Annotated in this window: 18 protein-coding genes; 10 read left to right on the top strand and 8 right to left on the bottom strand. The window is 73.6% G+C overall.

What is annotated here, in order from left to right; all coding sequences use genetic code 11:
- Positions 1-71 precede the first annotated feature (71 nt).
- The gene (locus tag ACFVFR_RS02980) at positions 72-269 is read left to right on the top strand and encodes a hypothetical protein (protein ID WP_383697511.1); all 198 of its coding nucleotides are present in this window, start codon (positions 72-74) and stop codon (positions 267-269) included.
- Here the strand turns inward: ACFVFR_RS02980 and ACFVFR_RS02975 are convergent.
- Positions 232-1,377 (bottom strand): low temperature requirement protein A, encoded by a 1,146-nt coding sequence (locus ACFVFR_RS02975; RefSeq protein ID WP_383697509.1) that lies wholly within the window; start codon positions 1,375-1,377, stop codon positions 232-234. The two genes, ACFVFR_RS02980 and ACFVFR_RS02975, sit on opposite strands and share 38 nt — an antisense overlap.
- Before the next feature lie 429 nt (positions 1,378-1,806).
- Between ACFVFR_RS02975 and ACFVFR_RS02970 the strand changes: the two genes are divergently transcribed.
- From ACFVFR_RS02970 to ACFVFR_RS02960, 3 genes are all read left to right on the top strand, one after another.
- Positions 1,807-2,382, top strand: coding sequence for a Dps family protein (locus ACFVFR_RS02970; protein WP_383697507.1), 576 nt, complete (start codon positions 1,807-1,809; stop codon positions 2,380-2,382).
- A 387-nt stretch (positions 2,383-2,769) separates the two neighbouring features.
- Positions 2,770-3,486: an acetate uptake transporter family protein gene (locus ACFVFR_RS02965; protein WP_383697505.1), complete on the top strand. Its 717-nt coding sequence runs from the start codon at positions 2,770-2,772 to the stop codon at positions 3,484-3,486.
- 28 nt (positions 3,487-3,514) lie between these two features.
- Positions 3,515-3,793 (top strand): hypothetical protein, encoded by a 279-nt coding sequence (locus tag ACFVFR_RS02960; RefSeq protein ID WP_383697503.1) that lies wholly within the window; start codon positions 3,515-3,517, stop codon positions 3,791-3,793.
- Between the two features lie 133 nt (positions 3,794-3,926).
- On the opposite strand, the gene ACFVFR_RS02955 is transcribed toward ACFVFR_RS02960, so the two are convergent.
- Positions 3,927-4,433, bottom strand: a complete 507-nt coding sequence (locus tag ACFVFR_RS02955; RefSeq protein ID WP_383697501.1) for a MarR family winged helix-turn-helix transcriptional regulator — start codon at positions 4,431-4,433, stop codon at positions 3,927-3,929.
- Between the two features lie 258 nt (positions 4,434-4,691).
- On the opposite strand from ACFVFR_RS02955, the gene ACFVFR_RS02950 reads away from it, so the two are divergent.
- Complete coding sequence (locus tag ACFVFR_RS02950; protein ID WP_383697499.1) at positions 4,692-6,080, top strand: MFS transporter; 1,389 nt, start codon at positions 4,692-4,694, stop codon at positions 6,078-6,080.
- Positions 6,081-6,252: 172 nt separating this feature from the next.
- On the opposite strand, the gene ACFVFR_RS02945 is transcribed toward ACFVFR_RS02950, so the two are convergent.
- Positions 6,253-7,236, bottom strand: coding sequence for a GNAT family N-acetyltransferase (locus tag ACFVFR_RS02945; protein WP_383697497.1), 984 nt, complete (start codon positions 7,234-7,236; stop codon positions 6,253-6,255).
- Positions 7,237-7,289: 53 nt separating this feature from the next.
- Here ACFVFR_RS02945 and ACFVFR_RS02940 point away from each other — a divergent pair, with 53 nt between their 5' ends.
- Complete coding sequence (locus ACFVFR_RS02940) at positions 7,290-7,934, top strand: TetR/AcrR family transcriptional regulator (RefSeq protein ID WP_383697495.1); 645 nt, start codon at positions 7,290-7,292, stop codon at positions 7,932-7,934.
- Positions 7,935-8,031: 97 nt separating this feature from the next.
- Complete coding sequence (locus tag ACFVFR_RS02935; protein ID WP_383697493.1) at positions 8,032-8,955, top strand: ribokinase; 924 nt, start codon at positions 8,032-8,034, stop codon at positions 8,953-8,955.
- A gap of 153 nt (positions 8,956-9,108) precedes the next feature.
- On the opposite strand, the gene ACFVFR_RS02930 is transcribed toward ACFVFR_RS02935, so the two are convergent.
- Positions 9,109-9,492, bottom strand: a complete 384-nt coding sequence (locus ACFVFR_RS02930; protein WP_383697491.1) for an RNHCP domain-containing protein — start codon at positions 9,490-9,492, stop codon at positions 9,109-9,111.
- Positions 9,493-10,109: 617 nt separating this feature from the next.
- Between ACFVFR_RS02930 and ACFVFR_RS02925 the strand changes: the two genes are divergently transcribed.
- From ACFVFR_RS02925 to ACFVFR_RS02915, 3 genes are all read left to right on the top strand, one after another.
- A complete protein-coding gene (locus tag ACFVFR_RS02925; RefSeq protein ID WP_383697489.1) occupies positions 10,110-10,961 on the top strand; it encodes a hypothetical protein in 852 nt (283 codons plus the stop codon).
- Positions 10,962-10,966: 5 nt separating this feature from the next.
- Positions 10,967-12,169: a hypothetical protein gene (locus ACFVFR_RS02920; RefSeq protein WP_383697488.1), complete on the top strand. Its 1,203-nt coding sequence runs from the start codon at positions 10,967-10,969 to the stop codon at positions 12,167-12,169.
- A gap of 116 nt (positions 12,170-12,285) precedes the next feature.
- The gene (locus ACFVFR_RS02915; protein ID WP_383697486.1) at positions 12,286-12,705 is read left to right on the top strand and encodes a GNAT family N-acetyltransferase; all 420 of its coding nucleotides are present in this window, start codon (positions 12,286-12,288) and stop codon (positions 12,703-12,705) included.
- A 141-nt stretch (positions 12,706-12,846) separates the two neighbouring features.
- On the opposite strand, the gene ACFVFR_RS02910 is transcribed toward ACFVFR_RS02915, so the two are convergent.
- The 4 genes from ACFVFR_RS02910 to ACFVFR_RS02895 form a co-directional block, all read right to left on the bottom strand.
- On the bottom strand, positions 12,847-15,828 hold the full coding sequence (locus ACFVFR_RS02910) for a S8 family serine peptidase (RefSeq protein WP_383697722.1): 2,982 nt from the start codon (positions 15,826-15,828) through the stop codon (positions 12,847-12,849).
- 718 nt (positions 15,829-16,546) lie between these two features.
- Entirely contained in the window at positions 16,547-17,338 is a 792-nt protein-coding gene (locus tag ACFVFR_RS02905; protein ID WP_383697484.1) for an ABC transporter permease, read from the bottom strand.
- On the bottom strand, positions 17,335-18,336 hold the full coding sequence (locus ACFVFR_RS02900) for an ATP-binding cassette domain-containing protein (RefSeq protein ID WP_383697483.1): 1,002 nt from the start codon (positions 18,334-18,336) through the stop codon (positions 17,335-17,337). The genes ACFVFR_RS02905 and ACFVFR_RS02900 overlap by 4 nt, the downstream gene beginning before the upstream one ends.
- A gap of 375 nt (positions 18,337-18,711) precedes the next feature.
- Complete coding sequence (locus ACFVFR_RS02895; RefSeq protein ID WP_383697481.1) at positions 18,712-19,038, bottom strand: DUF1048 domain-containing protein; 327 nt, start codon at positions 19,036-19,038, stop codon at positions 18,712-18,714.

The raw sequence follows: 19,038 nt of genomic DNA, 5'->3' as shown, positions 1-19,038 counted from the left end.
CGTGAGGCCAGTGACGGTGCGCCCGCGGACCACGGCCGCGCGCCCGGGCGGCGGTCGTAGCGTCGCGGGGAGTGACGTCGGACGCCCTTCGCGCCGCCTTCGCCGCGGCCACCACCCATCCGCCCTACCTGTTCGAACTGCCCCCGGCGGAAGGCCGCGAGGCCGTCGACGAGGTACAGGCCGACGCGAGCACCGAGCCGGCGGTGGACTCCGCGCGGCGGTGTCGCCACCTCAGCGTCGCGCCCGCCCGGCCCGGTCGACCACCGTGACGACCACGACCAGGGCTGCCGCTGACAGACCGGCCACCAGAGCCGGTGCCGGGGAGAAGGCGGCCACCAGGACGGCGACCGCGCCGACGGGAATCGCGAACCGTGCGATCCCGCTCTGCCGATGCGGCCGGACATGTACGGCCCACACGGTCATCAGGAAGACCGCCAGCGGCAGGGTGACCGCCACACCCGCTGCCACCGACGGGGCATCGGCGCTCCGCGTGACCAACCCGGCGTACGCTGCCAGGCCGGCTCCCTCGGCTCCTGCCGAGGCGAAGACCAGGTAGTGGCCGTAGGCCCAGGTGAACCGCCTGCGATGGCCCTGGTGCGTGGTGGTGAGCAGGGTGTACGCCGGCCTGGCGAAGTACAGCCACCACATGGCGAAGACCATGAGCAGGCCGCCCGCGGCCAGCAGGTACAGCGCACCCGCGTGGTGGCCCTGGTCGAAGGCGCTGCGGACCGCCGCCGCGGCGGCGGCGACGGACTCACCGAGCACGATGAGGGTGAACAGCTCGTACCGTTCCGCGATGTGGTGGGGATGCCACGGGGTCATTCCGGCGGACTGCGCCCACACTGGGACGGAGATCTCGGTGACGATCAACACGATGATGGCCGGCAGTTGGGCCGGCTCGGGCAGCAGGAGCACCCCGATCCAGCCCAGCTGACAACCCGTCACCCCGGCGGCGAAGCGCAGTGCCGTCCGCCGTCGACCGGGGTCCGACCGCGCGGCACGCAGCCACAGGAAGGCCAGGGCCGAGCGCAGTACGGCGTATCCCAACGTGATGACACGCAGGTCACCTTCCTCGAACGCGCGGGGTACGCCGGCGGCGAGGATGAGGGAGCCCGTGATCTGGATCAGCACCACCAGCCGGTAGGGGATGTCGTCCGGGTCGTAGGCCGAGGCGAACCACGTGAAGTTCATCCACGCCCACCAGATGGTGAAGAACACCAGCGCGAAGCGTAGGAGGCCACTGACGTACTGCCCCTCGGTCACCGCCGTGCTCAGGCTCGCGGACACCTGCGCCACCGCTATGACGACGCACAGGTCGAAGAGGAGCTCCAGGGACGTGGCGGTCCTGTGCGGTTCACCGGGGTCCCGCCCCGGCATGCCGCCCCCCGGCCTCCTCTGCCATCGTCCGGGTCCCCGTACGCCTCGGGGCGAGTGATGGCCCGGTGCGGGGCCTACCGACTCCGTCTCGGTCCTTGCCGCGCACAGCCCGGCTCCGGCCAGCCGACCCTTCGCGTACGCGCCTCCGTGCCCCAGGCCGGGGATGGCCACGGCGCCCCGCTCGCTCACCTTCATGACATCTCCCTGCCGCTCGCCGGCTCACGCCGTCCGCGAGAGGCTAGAGGCGGCGAGGCACCGGGACGTGCCCGTCAGCGCACGCGGACTTGCCCGGGAACGAACCACGGGGCGCGGCCCCGTCCACTGTGCGCTGCCGCGCACCATCACATGCGCTCCCGGGCAACGAGACCTCCGCATCGGCGCCTAGCGTCATCCGCGCAGACAGAGACCAGATCGCAGGAGGCGCGGAACATGACCACCAGCTCGCGACACGGGAGCAGCCAGCCACGCTCGCATCAGAAGGGCGAGATCATCCAGGAGTTCGGGACGGTCAAGCAGTTCCCGCTCGGCCTGTCCCACGAAGCGCGTATGTACTCCTGTCAGCGGCTCAACAAGGTCCTGGCCGACACACAGATCCTCTACGGCCTCTACAAGAAGCACCACTGGTTGATGCGCGGGGCGACCTTCTACCAACTGCACCTGGTGCTGGACAAGCACGCGGGGGAGCAGCTGGAACTCGTCGACACCCTCGCCGAACGGGTCCAGACCCTGGGTGGTGTGGCGGTCGGGGACCCCCGGCACGTCGCCGAGATCACCTCGATTCCCCGGGCCCCGGACAGCGTGGAGGAGGTGCCCGCCATGCTCTCCCGGCTGCTGCGGGCCCATGAGGCCATCCTCGTCGAGGCCCACGAATCGGCCGAGCGCGTGGGGAAGTTGGGCGACGACGGCACCAACGATCTGCTGGTCTCCCAGGTGATCCGGACCGGCGAACTCCAGGCGTGGTTCCTGGCCGAGCACCTGGTGGACACTCCTTTGGTTCGTGCCTGAACAGGCATGAAGCGCGGTGCCGGCGGCCGCGATCGCGGCGGTGTGGCCACGGCTCAGCGTGAGCGAGACCGTGCCGAGCCGTCGCACGGCGGGTGCCCGCGGTGGGGGGAAGCCGCCCTCCCGGTGCCACAGCCCCTCGGTCTGGCAGGCCGGGTGCCGGATCTCCCTCGACGGCGCCACATCACCCCTCGCGACGCGTGCGTGTGGTGCGGGTGACGGGCGCTGCCAGCGGCTACGTCGACGGCACACGGAGCGGGCTGGACCACGCGAGGGAACGCCGGGCCACCGACCGGAAGAACACCGACGATGCCCCCGAGCGCCGCATGCCGGCTGTCGCGAGGATCGACGACCGCTCCCTTACGAGAACGACTGACAGGAGAGTCCACCATGCCAAGCAGTCCCGAGCCGCCTGCGGAGCAGGGCGTGCCGACAGGCCCGCACTTCGAACCGTCCCTGCGCCCGATGACACGCATCAACCTCCACCCCATCGCCTCCCCGATGCCGGTGGGCTTCTTCGCCGTGGCGATCGCCTCCGTCATCGTCGCCTGCCTCCAGTTGGGCTTCCTGGGCGACGAGGCTCATCGCGCCGTCGCCTTGACGATATTTCCGGCGTTCATCCTGCAACTGATCGTCAGCATCCTGGCGTTCGGAGCGCGGGACGTCCTCGCGGCGACACTCATGGCCTGTTTCTCCGGAACCTGGCTGGCGAGTTCCCTGGTGCTGGCCGTCGATCCGCCGTCGGGCTCGGAGGTGCTTGGCGTGCTCAACCTCGTGTTCGCCGTCTTCGCCCTGATGATGGCGACCGTCGCGACCCGCAAGCGCGTGATGTGGGTCGTGCTCTGCGTGGCGGTACCCCGCTTCGCCGTGGCCTCGCTCTCCAATCTCACCGGTGCCACATGGCTCGGCTACACGTCCGGAGCCTTCGGGCTGCTCCTCGCGGGGGTGGCCATGTACGCCGCGTTCGCGCTCCTGCTGGAGGACATGAGGGGCGAGGAGGTACTCCCGCTGGGACGTCGAGGCCCAGCCCACGACGCCGTGGTGGGGGACCTCTCGGTCCAGCTGAACAACCTCGAACGTCAGGCGGGCGTGAGACGGACCCTGTGAGCCGCCGAACGGGCCGGGGCGGGACGCGGTGAACAGTCGCGCGCGGAAGGCCGAACTCCCGGCGGAGACCGGCCTTCCCCTGGCCTCCCGCACGGCCCCGCCGATCCGTGTGCCCCTGCCCGGACACAACCGGACCGCCCGCGTCACCGACGACTCGCGGGACGTGCCCCTCGCATGGGTCCCCGGCTGCCAGACCAGGATGGAGAAGCCCGGAGCCACCGTCGTCGATGGCTGGCTCCCGGACCCGGTCGTGGCGGACGAGGTGGCCAACCTGGCGGATGAACGCGGCCTGACGGTCACGGGCTGAGCTGTCGGGCCACCGGGCGGGTGTCTCAGTGGCGCGCGCGACCGCGCGGGTTGATGTCATAGCGCGCCACTGGGCCACAGCCACGCGGTGTGACAAGCCCGCGGTCCTCAACGGGTAGCTGTGACCAGCACGTTCACAACGGGCCCTGGTCTGTGGTGAGGGTGGCCGTCAAGCGGGTCAGTAGCGTGGCGAGGTGCGCCGCTTCCTCGTCGCTGAGTCCGGCCAGGAGGTGGCGTTGGTTGGCCAGATGGGCGGTGATGAGGTCGTCGACCAGAGTGACGCCCTCGGCGGTGAGGGCGATGCGGCGGCTACGGGAGTCGCTCGCGGCGACGGACCGGCTGACCAGGCCGCGGGCTTCGAGGCGGTCGACCCGTTTGGTGATCGCGCCGGTGGTGACCAGCAGGGTGCGGCTGAGTTCGCCGGCGGGTAGCGCGTAGGGCTCGCCGGATCGGCGCAGCGCCGCGAGGACGTCGAAGTCGCCGTTGCCCAGGCCCGCGTCGGCGAAGGGCGGGCGCAGCCGCTCGTCGAGGAGGCCCGTGAGGCGGAAGAGGCGGCCGATGACCAGCATCGGTGTGGCGTCCAGGTCGGGGCGCTCGTGCTTCCACTGGTCGACGATGGCGGCGATGGCGTCGGTCTGCATGGCATTGATTCTATCTTCCGTGGAAGCTATCTTTCCCTTCCGTGGAAGATAAATTGTTGGTGCGACCCGCGCCGGTCGCCTGGCGTGTGGCTGAGGCGTGCCCCGCCGCCCGGAACGTCCCCCGAGGGCGGGCGGCGGGCACCCTGCCACCCCAGGCCGGGCAGGCTCGGGCCGAGCGCACTTCGGTCAGGGTGGCTCAGGTCGGGGTGGCGCGTCGCGTCGCGGGGCCCCGGGGGCTCACGTACGGGCGAGGTGCGCGTGTCGTCCGCTGAGGTCGGGAAGTCCACCGGCGTCGCGGAGTCCGCCGGCGTCGCGGCGCCCGTACGCCGCCGACTCATCTCCGCGAGCCTGGTCAGCTCGCTGGGCGACGGCATCTACGTCCCGCTGACCATGCTGTTCGTCCATACGCTCACCGGTCTGTCGCTGACGGAGATCGGTGCCGGCCTCACCGTCGCCGGGCTGTGCGCGCTGGCGGTGATGCCGGTCGTGGGTGTGGCCGTCGACCGGTGCGGGGCCAAGCCGGTCGTCGTCGCCTCGCTGCTGCTGCGGGCGGTGGGGTTCGCGGGGTACCTCGTCGCCGACTCCTATCCCGCGTTCCTGGCCGTCGCCCTGGTGGTGGCGGTGGGCATGTGGGCGTCCGCCCCCGGCCAGCAGGCGCTCATCGGCGAGATCGCCACGGGGGCGGCGCGTGACCGGCTCCTGGCCTGGGATCGCAGTCTGCGGAACGGGGGGATGGGCGCGGGCAGTCTGGCGGCGGCGGGCCTCCTCGCGCTGGGGGGCGGCGCCGGATTCGTCGCCGCCGCGGTGACGCTGGCCGTGCTGTTCGCCCTCGCCGCGGCGCTGGCGGCCGGCATCCCGACCGCGCGGGGCGACAGCGCGCCGCCGGACGCGGTGGGCGCGGGAGGCCGACGGGGCGCGGCGGCCGGGCGCGGCGCGGGAGGCGTGGGGAGGCAGGGTTACCGCCACGTGCTCGCCGACCGGCCCTACCTGCTCATCACCCTGGCCAACTTCCTGATCGCCTTCGGCTACACCACCCAGGCCATGGCCCTGCCGGTCTACCTCACCCGCGATGTCGGGCTTCCCGACGCCCTGGCGGGGGCGGTGTTCGCGCTCAACACCGTCCTGGTCGCCGCGCTCGGGGTGCCCGTCGCCCGGCTCACCCTGCGGGGCAGCCGCCCCCGCACCGCCGCGCTCGGCGCGGCCGTCTTCGCGCTCTCCTTCGCGGCCTTCGCCGTGCTGCCCCACCTGGTCAGCGACGCGTACGCACTGGCCGCCACGCTGGCCGTCGCGGTGCTCTACACCGCCGGCGAACTGGTGCACTCCGGGCCCGCGCAGAGCCTGTCGGTCCAGGCGGCGCCCGACCACCTGCGCGGGCGCTACCTGTCGGTCTACCAACTGTCCTGGTCGCTGTGCCGCACCGTCGCGCCGCTGCTGCTCGGCCTCCTGCTGGAGGCCGGGAGCTGGCCACTGTGGGCGGTGCTCGCGGTGCTGATGCTCGCCGGTGCGGCGGCCCTGTTGCGCGCCGGACCGGCGCTGCCGCCGCACGCCAGCCACGGCGGGACCGTGCCGGCGACCACCGGCGGTGCGGCACGTCCGCCGACGACCGGCCCCGAGCCGGCGCGGGGGCTGCCGCGCGCGAGGTCGTAGGGCGGGTCGGCGAGGTGTCGAGCGGACGGCCCGCAGGGCGAGGCGGACGGTCCTCGGACGCGGTGGCCTCGCCGCCACGGTCACGGCCGGGCGCGGCCGGGCCGCCCGCGCGCGGCGTGCCACCGGCCGGCTGCGGGCAGGGCGCCCCGTCCGCCGACGCGGCGGGCCCAGGTCAGCGCGCGGCGCTGGTGGTCGGCGCGTCGTCCCAGGCCAGTGAGGACATCCGCCAACCAGCCGGAGTGCGCAGGAACTGGGTGGTCTTGTGGCCGGAGCCCTCGAACCACGTGCCGTGGTGGTAGCCGGACTTGCGGTACTGGCTGAACCGGTGCGCGATCGAGCCGAAGATCTCGGTCCGCTCGGCCACCTCCCACTCGCGGAACTCGGTCAGCGTCCCGTCCGTGAGCATGCGCTGCCGGGGCTCGATGAACGCGTCCAGGTCGTAGATCACGGGCTCGTCCCCGACGTTCGCGATGATCCTGCCGCGCGGGACGAAGACGTCCCGGATGACCCCGAGGTCCGGCACGTGGGCGCCGGTGTTGTCGAAGGCGCCGACGAACACACCCATCAGGCGGTCGAGTTCGGCCTGGACGCCGGCCCGGGAGGCCGCCTCCTCGCCCGGCGGCCACTCGTCGGCGAGGACCGACCAGATCTCACTGTCCTGCCGTACGCCCCGGTGCGGGCGACGTTGCCGCAGTACGCCGTCCCGGACCATGCCCAACCGGCGCGCGGCGGCGACGCTACGGGCGTTGCCCGTCGCGGCCCACCACTCGACGCGACTCATCCCGCGCTCGCGGAACGCCCAGTCGATCAGCGCCCGACAGGCCCGGGTCACCAGGCCCCGGCCCTCGGCGGCCGGCTCCAGCCAGCAGCCGATCTCGCACACCCCGGACGCGCTGTCGAAGTGGGTGAACATCACACCGCCGACCAGGGTGTCCGCCAGCCAGATCCCGTAGATCCGACCGCCGTCCCCGGCGAGCCGGTCGGCGTAACCCTGGAGGGTGGCCGTGGCCGACGCGAGGTCGGTGCTGTAGGACGCCCACGGTATCCACACGTCCACCGAGGTGCGGGAGCGGTCGATGTGGGCGAGGAACTCCTCGGCCCGCCAGGGCTCCAGGGGACGGAGTTGGGCGTCGTCGCCGAGTGACAGGGTGAACACAGGTATCTCGCTCTCCGGGTGCATAACAAGCGTTCGGTACGTAGGCTGGCAGTATGCCGCCCGCACCCGGAGACCGTGAAGCCCGCCGCGAGGACGTGTCCGAGGCGGTGTGGCGCGTGCTCGCCGACCGGGGGTTCGGCGGGTTGACCCTGCGGGCCGTGGCCGCCGCGATGGGTGTCTCGACCGGGATGCTCACGCACTACTTCCCGTCCAAGCGGGCCCTGCTCACCCACGCCCTGGACCTGCTGGAGAAGCGCACCGCCGAGCGACCCCGCCGCGCGCGTCCCGCGCCGGGCCTGGCCACCGTGCGCGCCATGCTCCTGGACATCCTGCCGCTGACGCCGGGTGACACCGCCCGCAACCGCGTCTGGGTCAGCTCCTGGGACCTCTCGCTCGCCGACGACGGGCTGACCTCGGCACAGGCCGACCGCTACACGCGGCTGCGCGCGACACTCCGCCCCCACCTCGCCGACGCCCGCGACCTCGGCGAACTCCCCCCGGCCGCCGACCCGGACCAGCTCGCCGCCGGGGCCGTCGCCTTCACCCACGGCCTCGTCGTCCAGGCCCTGTTCGACCCCGACCGGTTCCCCCACGACGTACAGACCACCCTGCTGGATGACTTCCTCGCCTCGGTCGCGCTGCCGCGACCCGAGCGCGACGGCCGGCCGGCCCCCGGGACCGGCATACGGTCGTACTGACCGCGCACACCGGCCAAGGCGGTCGCCCGGGAGGACGCCCCCCGACTTCTCCCGAGCCCGCCCGGGTTCCGAACGAGGGAAAGCAGGAAGCAGTCGCATGCAGGACAACGCCCCCGCCGACGGGTACGACCTGTTGGTCGTCGGATCGGCCAACGCCGACCTGGTGATCGGTGTCGAGCGCCGCCCCGCGCCCGGCGAGACGGTCCTCGGTTCCGACCTGGCCGTCCACCCGGGCGGCAAGGGCGCCAACCAGGCGCTGGCCGCCGCCCGCCTCGGCGCGCGCACGGCGCTCCTGGCCCGGGTGGGCGACGACGAGCACGGACGGCTGCTGCTGGCCAGCCAGCGCGCGGCGGGCGTGGACACCGCCGGCGTGCTGGTCGGCGGGGCGCCCACGGGCGTCGCGCTGATCACCGTCGACCCCTCAGGTGACAACAGCATCGTGGTCTCGCCCGGTGCCAACGGGCGCCTGACCCCCGAGGACGTCCGGGCGGCGGCCCCGCTACTGGCCGCCGCCCGGGTCGTCTCCGTACAGCTGGAGATCCCGCTGGAGACGGTGGCCGAGACGGTACGCGGCCGGGCGCCGGGTGCCCGGCTGGTCCTCAACCCGTCCCCACCGGCCCCGCTCCCCGCCGAGGTGCTCGCCGCCTGCGATCCGCTGGTGGTCAACGAGCACGAGGCGCGGTACGTCCTGGGCGCGGACGCGGGCCGGACCCCGCGCGACTGGGCCCCGGCGCTGCTGGCGCTGGGCCCGCGCTCGGTCGTGATCACACTCGGCGCGCGGGGCGCCCTGGTGGCCGACAGCCGCACGGGCTCCCTGGAGCGTCTGGCCAGCCCCGAGGTCGACGCGGTGGACACCACCGGTGCCGGCGACGCGTTCACCGCGGCCCTGGCCTGGCGGCTGGGACGCGGTGACGACCTGCGCGCGGCGGCGGCGTTCGCGGTCCGGGTGGGCGCGGCGGCGGTCACGGCCCGTGGGGCGCAGGAGTCGTATCCGACGCTGGAGCGGGTCGCGGCGCTGTAAGGACGCGCGGGGCGCGCTGTCCGCCGCCCGTCGGGACTGCGGGACGGCGCGGTCGTCGGACGCGCCAGGGGCCCGGCGGCCCTCGCGGGCTGCCGGGCCCCTGACACGGTCGGTGGTCACGCGCGGTCGGCGCCTACCCGCGCCGCCCGTGGTTCACAGCCCGGCGAGCCGTTCGAAGGGGAACGGCGGCTGGGCCAGCGGGCGTACCGCGAGCCGGGTCAGCGGCAGGGCGTTGTCGTCGCCCGCCGTGCGGTTGGCGTGCAGGACACCACAGCCGGTGCAGCGGTGGATGATCACCCACTCGCCGTCCCCGCGCACGGTGATGGCCAGCGGTTCCATCCGGGCCCCGCAGTCGGCCGCCCGGTCGCCCGGGGTGGTGTCGAGGTGACGGCTCCACAGGCAGTGCGGACAGTGGTTGCGGTGGCTGGTACCCACGGCGCTGACGGGAATGTCGAGCCCGCAGTGCAGGCAGCGGAACGAGGTGGTGTTTCGGGCGCGGCCGGGTGTGGCGCGCTCCCGCTTGTTGGGGCGGGTCATCTGAGAAGGACTCCAGGCCAGATACGTCGCGTGCGGAGCGGGCCGTGCGCGCCGAAGCGCGACACGACACGAACGCGGACCGGTCCGGCCACGTCCGGCGGGTCTCGGGGACAGCGGTACGCCACGTCGGGCGGCGCCGTGCCGAAGATCGCCGGGTGTGACGCGTGATCGGGTCCGCCGGGCGGCCCAGGGGCCGCTACGGGGTACGCCGCTCGCGTACGGGGAGTCCGACGGGGCCGGTCAGCCGCGAAAGGACCGCGTGTGTCGGTCGTTCCGGAGCGTCACCGGTGCGGAGCGTCCTCGTACGCGAGATCCGTTCCGCCATGCCGTGGGCATACAACACCACCTCTTCGACCGGCCCGACCTGGTGTCGGCGCCGTTTCCCGCGCCCATGGAATCCGCTCCACCGCCCGGGCACAACCGAAATTCCGCGCGGTGGCCGGTCGGGGGCGCGCGCGGGCGGACCGGCACCCGGTCGGGCGCCGCCCTCGCGCCGACACAACCCCGTACGTGGTGGGGGCAGTTGGGCTCCCAGCCGTTACGCTCACTGCCACCGCCGGGCCGGGGGGCCGGGCGCGTGGTGCGCGCGACGGCGCACGCGGGTTGGGGGAGAAGCCGTGAAGGACGAGCACGAGGCCGCTGTGGCACGGGTGCTGACCATGGTCGACGCGTCGGCCGCCGTGGTGGCACCGGAGGAGCGGGACGACCTCTTCGACGAGTTCGCCGAGGACATGCGGGAGAGCGGGCGCGTACCGGGGGAGGACAGCGCCTGGGACGACGGCGCCGACGCGGACATCGCCGACGCACAGGTGTTCCTCGGCATCGGACTGACCCTCCTGGGCCAGATCGCGGTCAAGGTCGTCTCCGTGGCCACCGACATGGCGCTGGAGCGCGGCGTCCGGGACGCGGCCCGGTACGTGGTCGGGCTGGCCCGTGGCGAGCGCGACGGCGACGACGAGGACGCGACCCAGACCCCGGCGCCCACGGGCACGGCCCCACCCCCGCCCGACACACCCGCGACGGCCGGCACACCCCCTGTGACGGGCACACCCCAGGTGACTGGCGCGCCCGCCCACCCCGACGTGCCCTCGGTGACCGGCACACCCTCGAACGCCGGCCCGCCCGCCGTGGCCGGCACACCCCCCGACCCCGGCCCACCCTCCGACCCCGGCACACTCCCCGCGGCCGGCACACCCTCGGCCTCCGTCGGTGACCCCCCGGCGCCCTCCGTCGGGGCAGGTGCCGACGCGCCCCCGCCCGGCTCCGACACACCCCCGGTCGCGGCCGGCGCCGTACCCGCCGGGCAGCCCCGCGCGCTGGACGGGGAGTCCGTGCGGGCGATCGCGGACGCCGTGGCGAGCCGGTTGGCCCTGCCGGCCGACGTCGACCCCCAGACGCTCCGCGTCATCGTGGGCCTACAGCTCGCGGCCTGGGTCCGCGCCGAGGACCCGCGACCCGGGGCGCGGTAGGCGTCGTGTCGGCGCCGGGCGGCGGTCCGGGTGCGGCGTTCGGCGCGGTGCGCGCGGAACGGCTGCGTGTCCTCGGGCGCGCGCACCGCGTGTTGTGGGGCGTGGTGCTGGCCCCCTTCGCCCTGGTGGCGTTCGCCGTGGTGAGCATCGGCCACCTCGCCGACCCCGACACCCACCTGGGCTTCCTGCTGCTGGGCGGGACCCTGGTGGCCGCCGTGCCCCTGCTGTTCGTGCTGGGCCTGGCCGTCCAGAGCTGGGCCGAGCGCTCGTACGCGTACCGCCACAGCGGCACCAAGCTCCGCCCGGTGGACTGGTGTGACCCGGCGTGGGCCCAGGTGCGGGCGGCCTTCGTCGCCGCCGGCCTGGACCCGACCCGGCTCCACGCGGTCACCGTCTGGGACCGGGGCAACCTGCGCGCCCGGCACCTCGCCCGCCCCACCTCGCACCGGCTGATGCGACTGGGCGACCTGGCCGTGCCCCGGCAGCGGAAGCTGCTGGCCGTCGGCGGCACGCTCGGGCTCACGGCCGGTGTGTTCTCCGACCACCTGGCCACGGTCACCGACACGACGGCCTTCGCGGTGTTCGCGTGTGTGGTGCTCGCCGGGCTGTTCCCGGTCGCCTGGCACAACGGCACCCGGCAGATCCAGCTCAACCTGCGCGACCCCGACACGGTGCTGCTGATCCCCGCGCACTGGCGGCCCAGGCTGCGCCGCGACCCCGCCGCCACCGTGCAGCTGCTGCACGAGATCTCCCACATCCGCCACCAGGACCCCGGCCACCGACGACTGCTGGCCCTGTGCCCCGACATCGGACAGGCCCTGGCCTTCTTCGCCGCCGCCCCCGTGATGGCCGTCGCCGGACCGCCGTGGCCGGTCCTGGCGGCCTTCGTCGCCGTGGTGGCGCTCGGGGTGCTGGCCCTGCGGCGTGCCGTGCGGCTCATCCCCGTCGTCCACGAGGTACGCGCGGACGCGGAGGCGTGCCTGGACGCCGCCGCCACCGCTCACCTGCGGGAGTTCCTGACGGTGCTCCAGCGCACCGCGCCCACCCCGGAAAAGGAGCTGCGTCTGGCGTCGCTGGCGGGCGGCCCGACCCCGGCCGCCCTGCGCCGGGAGCTGACGCTGGCCACGGTCATGATGGCGGGCTACGTGCTGGCCGTCGCGGGCGTGGCGGTGGGCGCGCTGGTCGGCCTCGTGCCGGCGTCGGTCTGAGACCCCACCGCACCGCTCCGGCGTCGACCGTGCCCCGGCCTCCTCGCCGACCGGGGGACGGGTCACGCGCGGGCGCCCTTTGCCCTGGACGCACCTCCTTCCGTAGTGTGTAGCAGGTGAATACTGATACTGACCCTTACTCGCTGCGCTTCGGTCCGCCGTCCGTCGAGACCTACCTCCGACTGCGGGTGGCCTCGGGGCTGAGCGCGAGGACCGTGGCGGGAGCCGAGGCGGGCCTGCCGAACACCTGGCACGGCGTGACGGTGCTCCACGGTGACGAGCCGATCGGGATGGGCCGGGTCATCGGGGACGGCGGCTGCGTCTTCCAGGTGGTTGACATCTGCGTCACCCCCGAGCACCAGGGGCGGGGCCTGGGCAAGCGGATCATGGCGGAGCTGGTGGACGAGCTGGAGCGGCGGGCACCGGCCGGCGCCTATGTCTCGCTGATCGCCGACGGAGACGCGCGGTTCCTGTACGAGAAGTTCGGGTTCCGGCAGACGGCCCCGGCGTCGGTGGGCATGCACCGCACCGTCTGAGCCGCCCGCACCGTGCGAGCGGGCTGAGCCGACCGCGCGGACGGGCCGGTTGGGTGGGCCGGACCCGGTGGGGGCGCGGACGACACCGGCCCGCCGGGGTGCCGCTGCCCGGCGAGCCGATGTGCGGGGAGGAGGCGGGGGTTACCGCGTGCGGTAGGCCTCGTGGAGAGTCTGGTTCACCGTGTTGCCCTGCCTGTCGGTGGCCCGCGCCCGGAACGAGACGCTCCCGCCCGGTCCGGGGTTCTTCACCGATACCTTGCCGGCGGTGATGGCCAGCTTCTTCCAGTGCGCGCCGTTGTCGTCACTGACGTGCACGGTGAGGGACTTCAGGTTGTCGCCCGCGGCTGAGCCCCACACGGTGACCGGGACGCTGATCGTGGTTCCCGCCGTGGCGGTGCTGTCGGGCGCCAGGGTGGGGGTGAACCGCACCACCGAGGCCGGCAGCCGCACCTCGCCGGTGGTCCGTCGCGAGGAGAAGGTCCAGTCCGCGGTGACCCGGGTGGAGACACCGGCGGCCCTGGTGCGGCGGACGGTGGCGCTCAGCCGGTACTTCGCCGCCTCGGCGGGTACGGTGAACACTCCCTCGCCGGTCAGCGGGTCGGTGTTGGTGCCCAGCTGCTTGCCGTCGCGGTAGAGAGTGGTCCGTACGGCCTCGAACGTCGAGAAGCCGGAGTTGTTCGCGCCGTCCGCGACGAGCGGGAGCGAGCCGTACAGGGTGTCGCCGTCGCGGAAGACGCCGTCCCACGCGCCCAGCTTGGGGCCGAACACCCCGACGTTGAACCGCTGGGTGGAGGACGCGCCGGGCTTCAGGCGCAGTTCGTCGGTCTGGTAGCCGGCTTCGAGATCGCCCCGGTCGTCGTACTGCTCGAAGTCCAGCAGCCAGCGGGGGTCCTTGGCGCTGACGTAGAGCGTCGTGGTGTGCGGCAGCTCGCTGGGGACGCCGATCGTTCCGCTTCCCAGGTCGGCGATGCGGGGGAAGGCGTACAGGCCGCCGGTCTTCTTGGGCGCCGAGGCACCCAGCGTGGCGGTGACCTTGGCGAGGTCGGCGGGCTTGGCGTGCCGCACGAAGCCGGTGGGCGCCTTGGTGGTGGAGCCGCCGTAGGCCAGGTGGTACGAAGGGTGGTCGCCGGCGCGTTGGAGGACGTGGGTGAACTGCTGGAACAGCTCACCGGTCGAGACGGCCGGGCCGAGGTGCCCGATCCGGAACCCCTTGAAGGAGTCCAGTATCCAACCGTAGCCGACGGACCAGTCCTTGTTGGCGAGAGTGATGTCGGCACCGGCGGTCAGCGAGGTCGCCTTGGGGTCCGGGGCCGTCAGGTCGACCGGCTTCGTGGTGCGCGCGTCGACCGTCACCGTGGCCTTCCTGTCGACGACCAGCTTGGGTTGGACGACCCAGTCGGTGCTTCCGTCGTCGCCCTCGAACGAGCCGCTGAGCAGGTAGTGCCCCTTGGGAAGGCGGAGCTTGCCGTCCTTGCTGGTCTCGTCGACGCCCAGGTACTGGCCCTGGGCGGGGCCGCTGAACCCGACGATCCCACTGCTGAAGGTGCGCGCGGGCTTGCCGTCCCGGCCCAGGTGGCGGAACGTCACGTCGTACGACTCGACCTCGCGTTCCACGGCGGCGGCGGTCCGCACGGTCTGCCCGCCGGCTGTCGCGGTCACCTGTGCGCTGTACGCGCCGTCGAGGGTGCCGCCCCGTCGTGTGTCGACGGTGACCGAGGTGCTGGCCGTGCCGCCCGCCGGAACGGTGAGCCGCTGGTCGGCGGTGGTGAAGAAGCCGGCGGGGGCCGGCTTGCCGGTCGGGCCGGTGCCGGTCAGTGCCACCGTCACGGTGACGGGTTGGGTGCCCAGGTTGCGGTAGGTGAGGGTCCTGGTCTGTGGCGTGTCGTCGGTGTGCGGCCACAACTGCTTGTCGAAGGAGAGCGAGGCCGGTTCGGCGACCACGGTCTGGGTGATGGCCTGGCGCAGGTCGATGCGACCGGTGCCCTGCTCGAAGGCGGAGTAGGGGCCAGGGGTCGCCGAGGCGATCAGGGCGGCCTTGAGGCGCGCGCCGCTCCAGTCCGGGTGCCGCTGGGCCAGGATGGCGGCGGCGCCCGCGGCGTGGGGGGTGGCCATGGAGGTGCCGGAGATCGCCACGTAGCCGTCGGCGACGGGGGTGCCGGATTCCGCGACCTGGCTGCCGGGCGCGGCGGCGGCGCCGATGTCCACACCGGGGCCGGTGAGGTCGGGCTTGAGCGCTCCGTCGCCCACGCGGGGGCCCCTGCTGGAGAAGTCGGCCAGCTTGTCCGACGTGTCGACGGCGCCCACGGTCAGGGCGGCGTCCGCGCTGCCGGGGGAGCTGATGCTGCCGGGGCCGAGGATGCCCTCGTTGCCGGCCGCGATCGCGAAGAGGGTGCCGTGGTCGGCTGAGAGCTTGTTGACCGCGGCTTCCAGGGGGTCGATGTCGGGTGCGTCGCTCCCGCCCAGGCTGAGGTTGACCACGTTGGCCTTCTGGGCCACGGCCCACTGCGCGCCGGCGATGATGTCGGACTCCTGCCCGAAGCCGTCATCGTCCAGGACCTTGCCGTCCAGGATCCTGGCACCGGAGGCCACGCCCCGGTACCTGCCGCCGGACTTGGCGCCGGTGCCGGCCGCGATGGAGGCCACATGGGTGCCGTGCCCCACCCGGTCCCTGGCGTCGGGGGCCTGGGAGAAGTTCTTCTCGGCGATCTGCTGGCCGGCCAGGTCGGGGTGCGTCTGGTCGACACCGGTGTCCAACACCGCGATCCTGGCGCCCTTGCCGTCCAAGCCCGCCTGCCAGGCCGCGGGCGCACCGATCTGCGGCACGCTCCTGTCCAGGGTGGCCCTCCGCACACCGTCCAGCCAGACCCGGGCCACACCGGTGGCGGCCCGACGGTGCGCGGCATCGCGGGGTGCGTCGGTGAGCGCCTCCCAGGCGGCCTGGGCGTGTTCGCGCGGCGTCGTCACCGCGTCGGCCCCCAGCACCGGGAGCGTACGGCGCAGCGTCAGCCCCTCAGCGGCGCGAAGCTTCCCCCGGGCGGCGGGGCGCTCGCCCTGGTAGGCGACGATGAACCGCAACCCCGCACGCTGGCTGGCCACGTACTCCGGCCGGCTCAGCTCGGTCACGTCGAACAACCGCCGATCCACCACACCCCGGGCGACCAGGCGCCGCGCGTCACGCGGAATCACGTACGCCCGCGTGCCGCGACGCTCCACCTGTACGGGGATGTGCTCGCGACCCTTGGCCGGCCGGAAGGCCGCGGGGGGTGGCCCTTGGCGTCCACCGAGACCCGGTCACCGGTGATCAGGGTGACCCAGACACGGGCCGCGCCGGCCCGGTGGGTGTGCTCCGCGCGCTGGGTGTCGGCCGTGGCGCTGGGATGTTCCTGGGTCGCGACGGACGGGGTGGTCAGGCTCGCCACGAGCGCGGTGGCCGCGGTGACGGCCACGCCAGCGACTCGTAATGCCTGTCTGGCTGTACGCAACTTTCCCCCCAATGAGGACAGTTCACGAGAGGGGCCTCACGGGCCCCTCGCCTGCCGTGCGTGCGCGGAAAGTATGTGTCGACCCACGCTGCGCATCCAAGAGGGCTGGCAGGAACGTGAAGTCCCGTGAGAGCAGGGCAACTTGGGGGAGTTGGTACGCGTCGGGCGCGCTCGCCCCCCCGCCACGGCCCGCGCGGCGTCACGGGAGGGGCGGGCCGAGGTCGTCCGTTTCCGGGGGAGGCCACGGGCCGGGGGAGGCCGGCGGCCCGGGTGGGACCGGCCAACCCATCTCGACTCCCCCCGGCCGCCCGGGGCGAGCGCCCCCGCCCCGAGGGCCGCCGTGGCCGCCCCCGCCGCCGTCACCCCGGGTCGCGGTCGAACCGCGCGGTCGCCCAGCGGTGGCCGAGCGCGCTCAGGCCGGCGCACCAGGCGAGCGCGAGCCAGCCGTGGTGACCGATCCCGGTACCCAGCAGGAGGCCGCGAAGGGTCTCGATGGCGGGGGTGAAGGGTTGGTACTCGGCGATCGGCCGGAACCAGCCCGGCATCGTGTCGGCCGGGATGAACGCGCTGGAGACGAGGGGCAACAGGATCAGCGGCATGGCCGTGTTGCCGGCCGCCTCGGGGTTCGGGCTGGCCGCGCCCATCCCCACCGCGACCCAGGTCAGCGCCAGGGCGAACAGGGTGACCAGCCCGAGGGCCGCGACCCACTCCAACGCGCCGGCGTCCCTGGACCGGAAGCCCATGGCCACCCCGACGGCCCCGACCAGGACCACACTGGCCACGCACCGCAGCACACCACCGACGACATGGCCGACGAGCAGGGAACCCCGGTGGATGGCCATCGTGCGGAAGCGGGCGGTGAGGCCCTGGGTCAGGTCCGCGCACACGGAGACGGCGGTCCCAATCACGGTGCTGCCGACGGTCATCAGCAGCAGTCCGGGGACGAGGTAGGCGACGTAGTCGGAGCGGTCCGCGTCGTTGCCGCCGATGCCCGTGCTCATCACGTCGCCGAAGACGTAGACGAAGAGCAGCAGCATCATGATCGGCGTCAGGAGCAGGTTCAGGGTCGCGGACGGGTAGCGCCACGCGTGCAGGAGGTTGCGGCGCAGCATCGTGCGCGCGTCACGTACGGCGAGGGGCAGGGAGCTCATCGGGCGCTCTCCTTCGACGGGCGGGAAGTACGGGCTGGGCTGGTCAGGGCGAGGAACACGTCGTCGAGGTCGGGGGTGTGGACGGTCAGTTCGTCCGCCTCGACGCCAACGGAGTCGAGCCAGTCGAGAACAGAGCGCAGTGCGCGCTGACTGCCGTCGCTGGGGACGGTCAGCGACAGGGTGTCGTCGTCCCGGGTGGTCTCGCGCGGCGCGTCGGCGGCGCGCCGGTAGGCGACCGGATCGGTGAAGCGGAGCCGGACGTGCCCGCCCGGGACGAGCCGCTTGAGCTCCTCCACGGTCCCCTCGGCGACGATCCGGCCGTCGTCCAACACCGCCACCCGGTCCGCGAGTTCCTCGGCCTCGTCCAGGTACTGGGTAGTGAGCAGGACGGTGACGCCGTCGGCGACGAGGTCCCGGACGATGCCCCACATGGTGTGGCGGCTGCGGGGGTCGAGCCCGGTGGTGGGCTCGTCGAGGAAGATGATCCGAGGGCTGCCGACCAGCGTCATCGCGAGGTCGAGACGGCGTCTCATGCCGCCGGAGTAGGACGCGGCGGGCTTCTTCGCGGCGGTCACCAGGTCGAAGCGCTCCAGGAGTTCGGCGCTGACCCGCCGTCCCTCGTTCCGCGACAGGTGGTGCAGGTCAGCCATTAGGCGCATGTTCTCCTCGCCCGTGAGCAGTCCGTCGACGGCGGAGAACTGTCCGGTGACGCCGATGGCGGCGCGCACCGCCCGTGGGTCGGTGGCCACGTCGTGTCCGGCGACGCGCAGGTCACCGGCGTCGGGGTGGACGAGTGTGGAGAGGATCCTGACGGTGGTGGTCTTGCCGGCGCCGTTCGGACCGAGCAGCGCGAACACCGACCCGGCCGGAACGCGCAGGTCGACGCCGTCCAGGACGCGCTTGTCGCCGTAGGACTTGCGTAGTCCACGGACCTGGACGGCGCTGGGCGCGCTACGACTGTCACCGCGCCTGGATGTGGGCATGACAGATGAAGGCATGACGGCTTCCTTACGGAGACATGGGGAGGGCAGGGCCGGGGCGCGCCGGCCCGACCGGAGGGGAGCCTGTCCGCGCGGCGGACGCGTCGTCCGGGGGCGGTGGCGAACGGCCCGTCGCCGGCGGCCCGCACGGCGGAGCCGTGAGTGGGCCGGGGGCGTGAGTGGGCCGGGGGCGTGAGTGGGCCCGGGCGCGAGTGGGCCGGCGGTGTAGCGGGCCGGGGGCGCGGGGAGTTCAGGCGGGGCGGGCGGGGCGGGCCGGAGTGGGCGCGCCTCGGGTGGTCGGGTGCGCGGTGGTTGGCCGGGCGGTGGGGCGTGCCGTGCCGGGCGGGAGGGGGCCGCGCGTGCGGGGCGGCACGCCCGCCGCGCGAGCGGGGGTTACGGCGCGGTCGGGCCGGCCTTCGGGTTGGCGGACTCCTGGTAGCGGTCCGCGTAGGTGGGGGTGTCCTTGATCAGGTTGTCGCAGAACGCGGCGACGTCGTCGCCGACGAGCTCCAGGACACCCCTGCCCGTGGCGGCACCCTCCTCGAAGAAGTCGACGATCCCGGGCAGCAGGGGCCCGTCGTGCAGGTCGATCGGGCCGACCTTGAACAGGTACGTGCGCATCTCCTTGTAGACGATCTGGTAGTCCGGCGGGAGCGCCCTGACCCGGGCCTGGTGGGCCCGCCACTGCTTCTTGCCCTCGATGATGTCCCGGATTCCCAT

The organism is Streptomyces sp. NPDC057702 (genome assembly GCF_042799315.1).
Lineage (GTDB): Bacteria > Actinomycetota > Actinomycetes > Streptomycetales > Streptomycetaceae > Streptomyces.
This window is presented reverse-complemented; position numbering and strand designations above follow the sequence as displayed.

What these genes read in the sequence shown, in the direction of transcription:
- ACFVFR_RS02975 (WP_383697509.1), bottom strand. Translation starts at nt 1,377, where the DNA reads ATGCCGGGGCGGGACCCCGGTGAACCGCACAGGACCGCCACGTCCCTG.
- ACFVFR_RS02970 (WP_383697507.1), top strand. Translation starts at nt 1,807, where the DNA reads ATGACCACCAGCTCGCGACACGGGAGCAGCCAGCCACGCTCGCATCAG.
- ACFVFR_RS02965 (WP_383697505.1), top strand. Translation starts at nt 2,770, where the DNA reads ATGCCAAGCAGTCCCGAGCCGCCTGCGGAGCAGGGCGTGCCGACAGGC.
- ACFVFR_RS02955 (WP_383697501.1), bottom strand. Translation starts at nt 4,433, where the DNA reads ATGCAGACCGACGCCATCGCCGCCATCGTCGACCAGTGGAAGCACGAG.
- ACFVFR_RS02940 (WP_383697495.1), top strand. Translation starts at nt 7,290, where the DNA reads ATGCCGCCCGCACCCGGAGACCGTGAAGCCCGCCGCGAGGACGTGTCC.
- ACFVFR_RS02935 (WP_383697493.1), top strand. Translation starts at nt 8,032, where the DNA reads ATGCAGGACAACGCCCCCGCCGACGGGTACGACCTGTTGGTCGTCGGA.
- ACFVFR_RS02930 (WP_383697491.1), bottom strand. Translation starts at nt 9,492, where the DNA reads ATGACCCGCCCCAACAAGCGGGAGCGCGCCACACCCGGCCGCGCCCGA.
- ACFVFR_RS02905 (WP_383697484.1), bottom strand. Translation starts at nt 17,338, where the DNA reads ATGAGCTCCCTGCCCCTCGCCGTACGTGACGCGCGCACGATGCTGCGC.
- ACFVFR_RS02900 (WP_383697483.1), bottom strand. Translation starts at nt 18,336, where the DNA reads ATGCCTTCATCTGTCATGCCCACATCCAGGCGCGGTGACAGTCGTAGC.
- ACFVFR_RS02895 (WP_383697481.1), bottom strand. Translation starts at nt 19,038, where the DNA reads ATGGGAATCCGGGACATCATCGAGGGCAAGAAGCAGTGGCGGGCCCAC.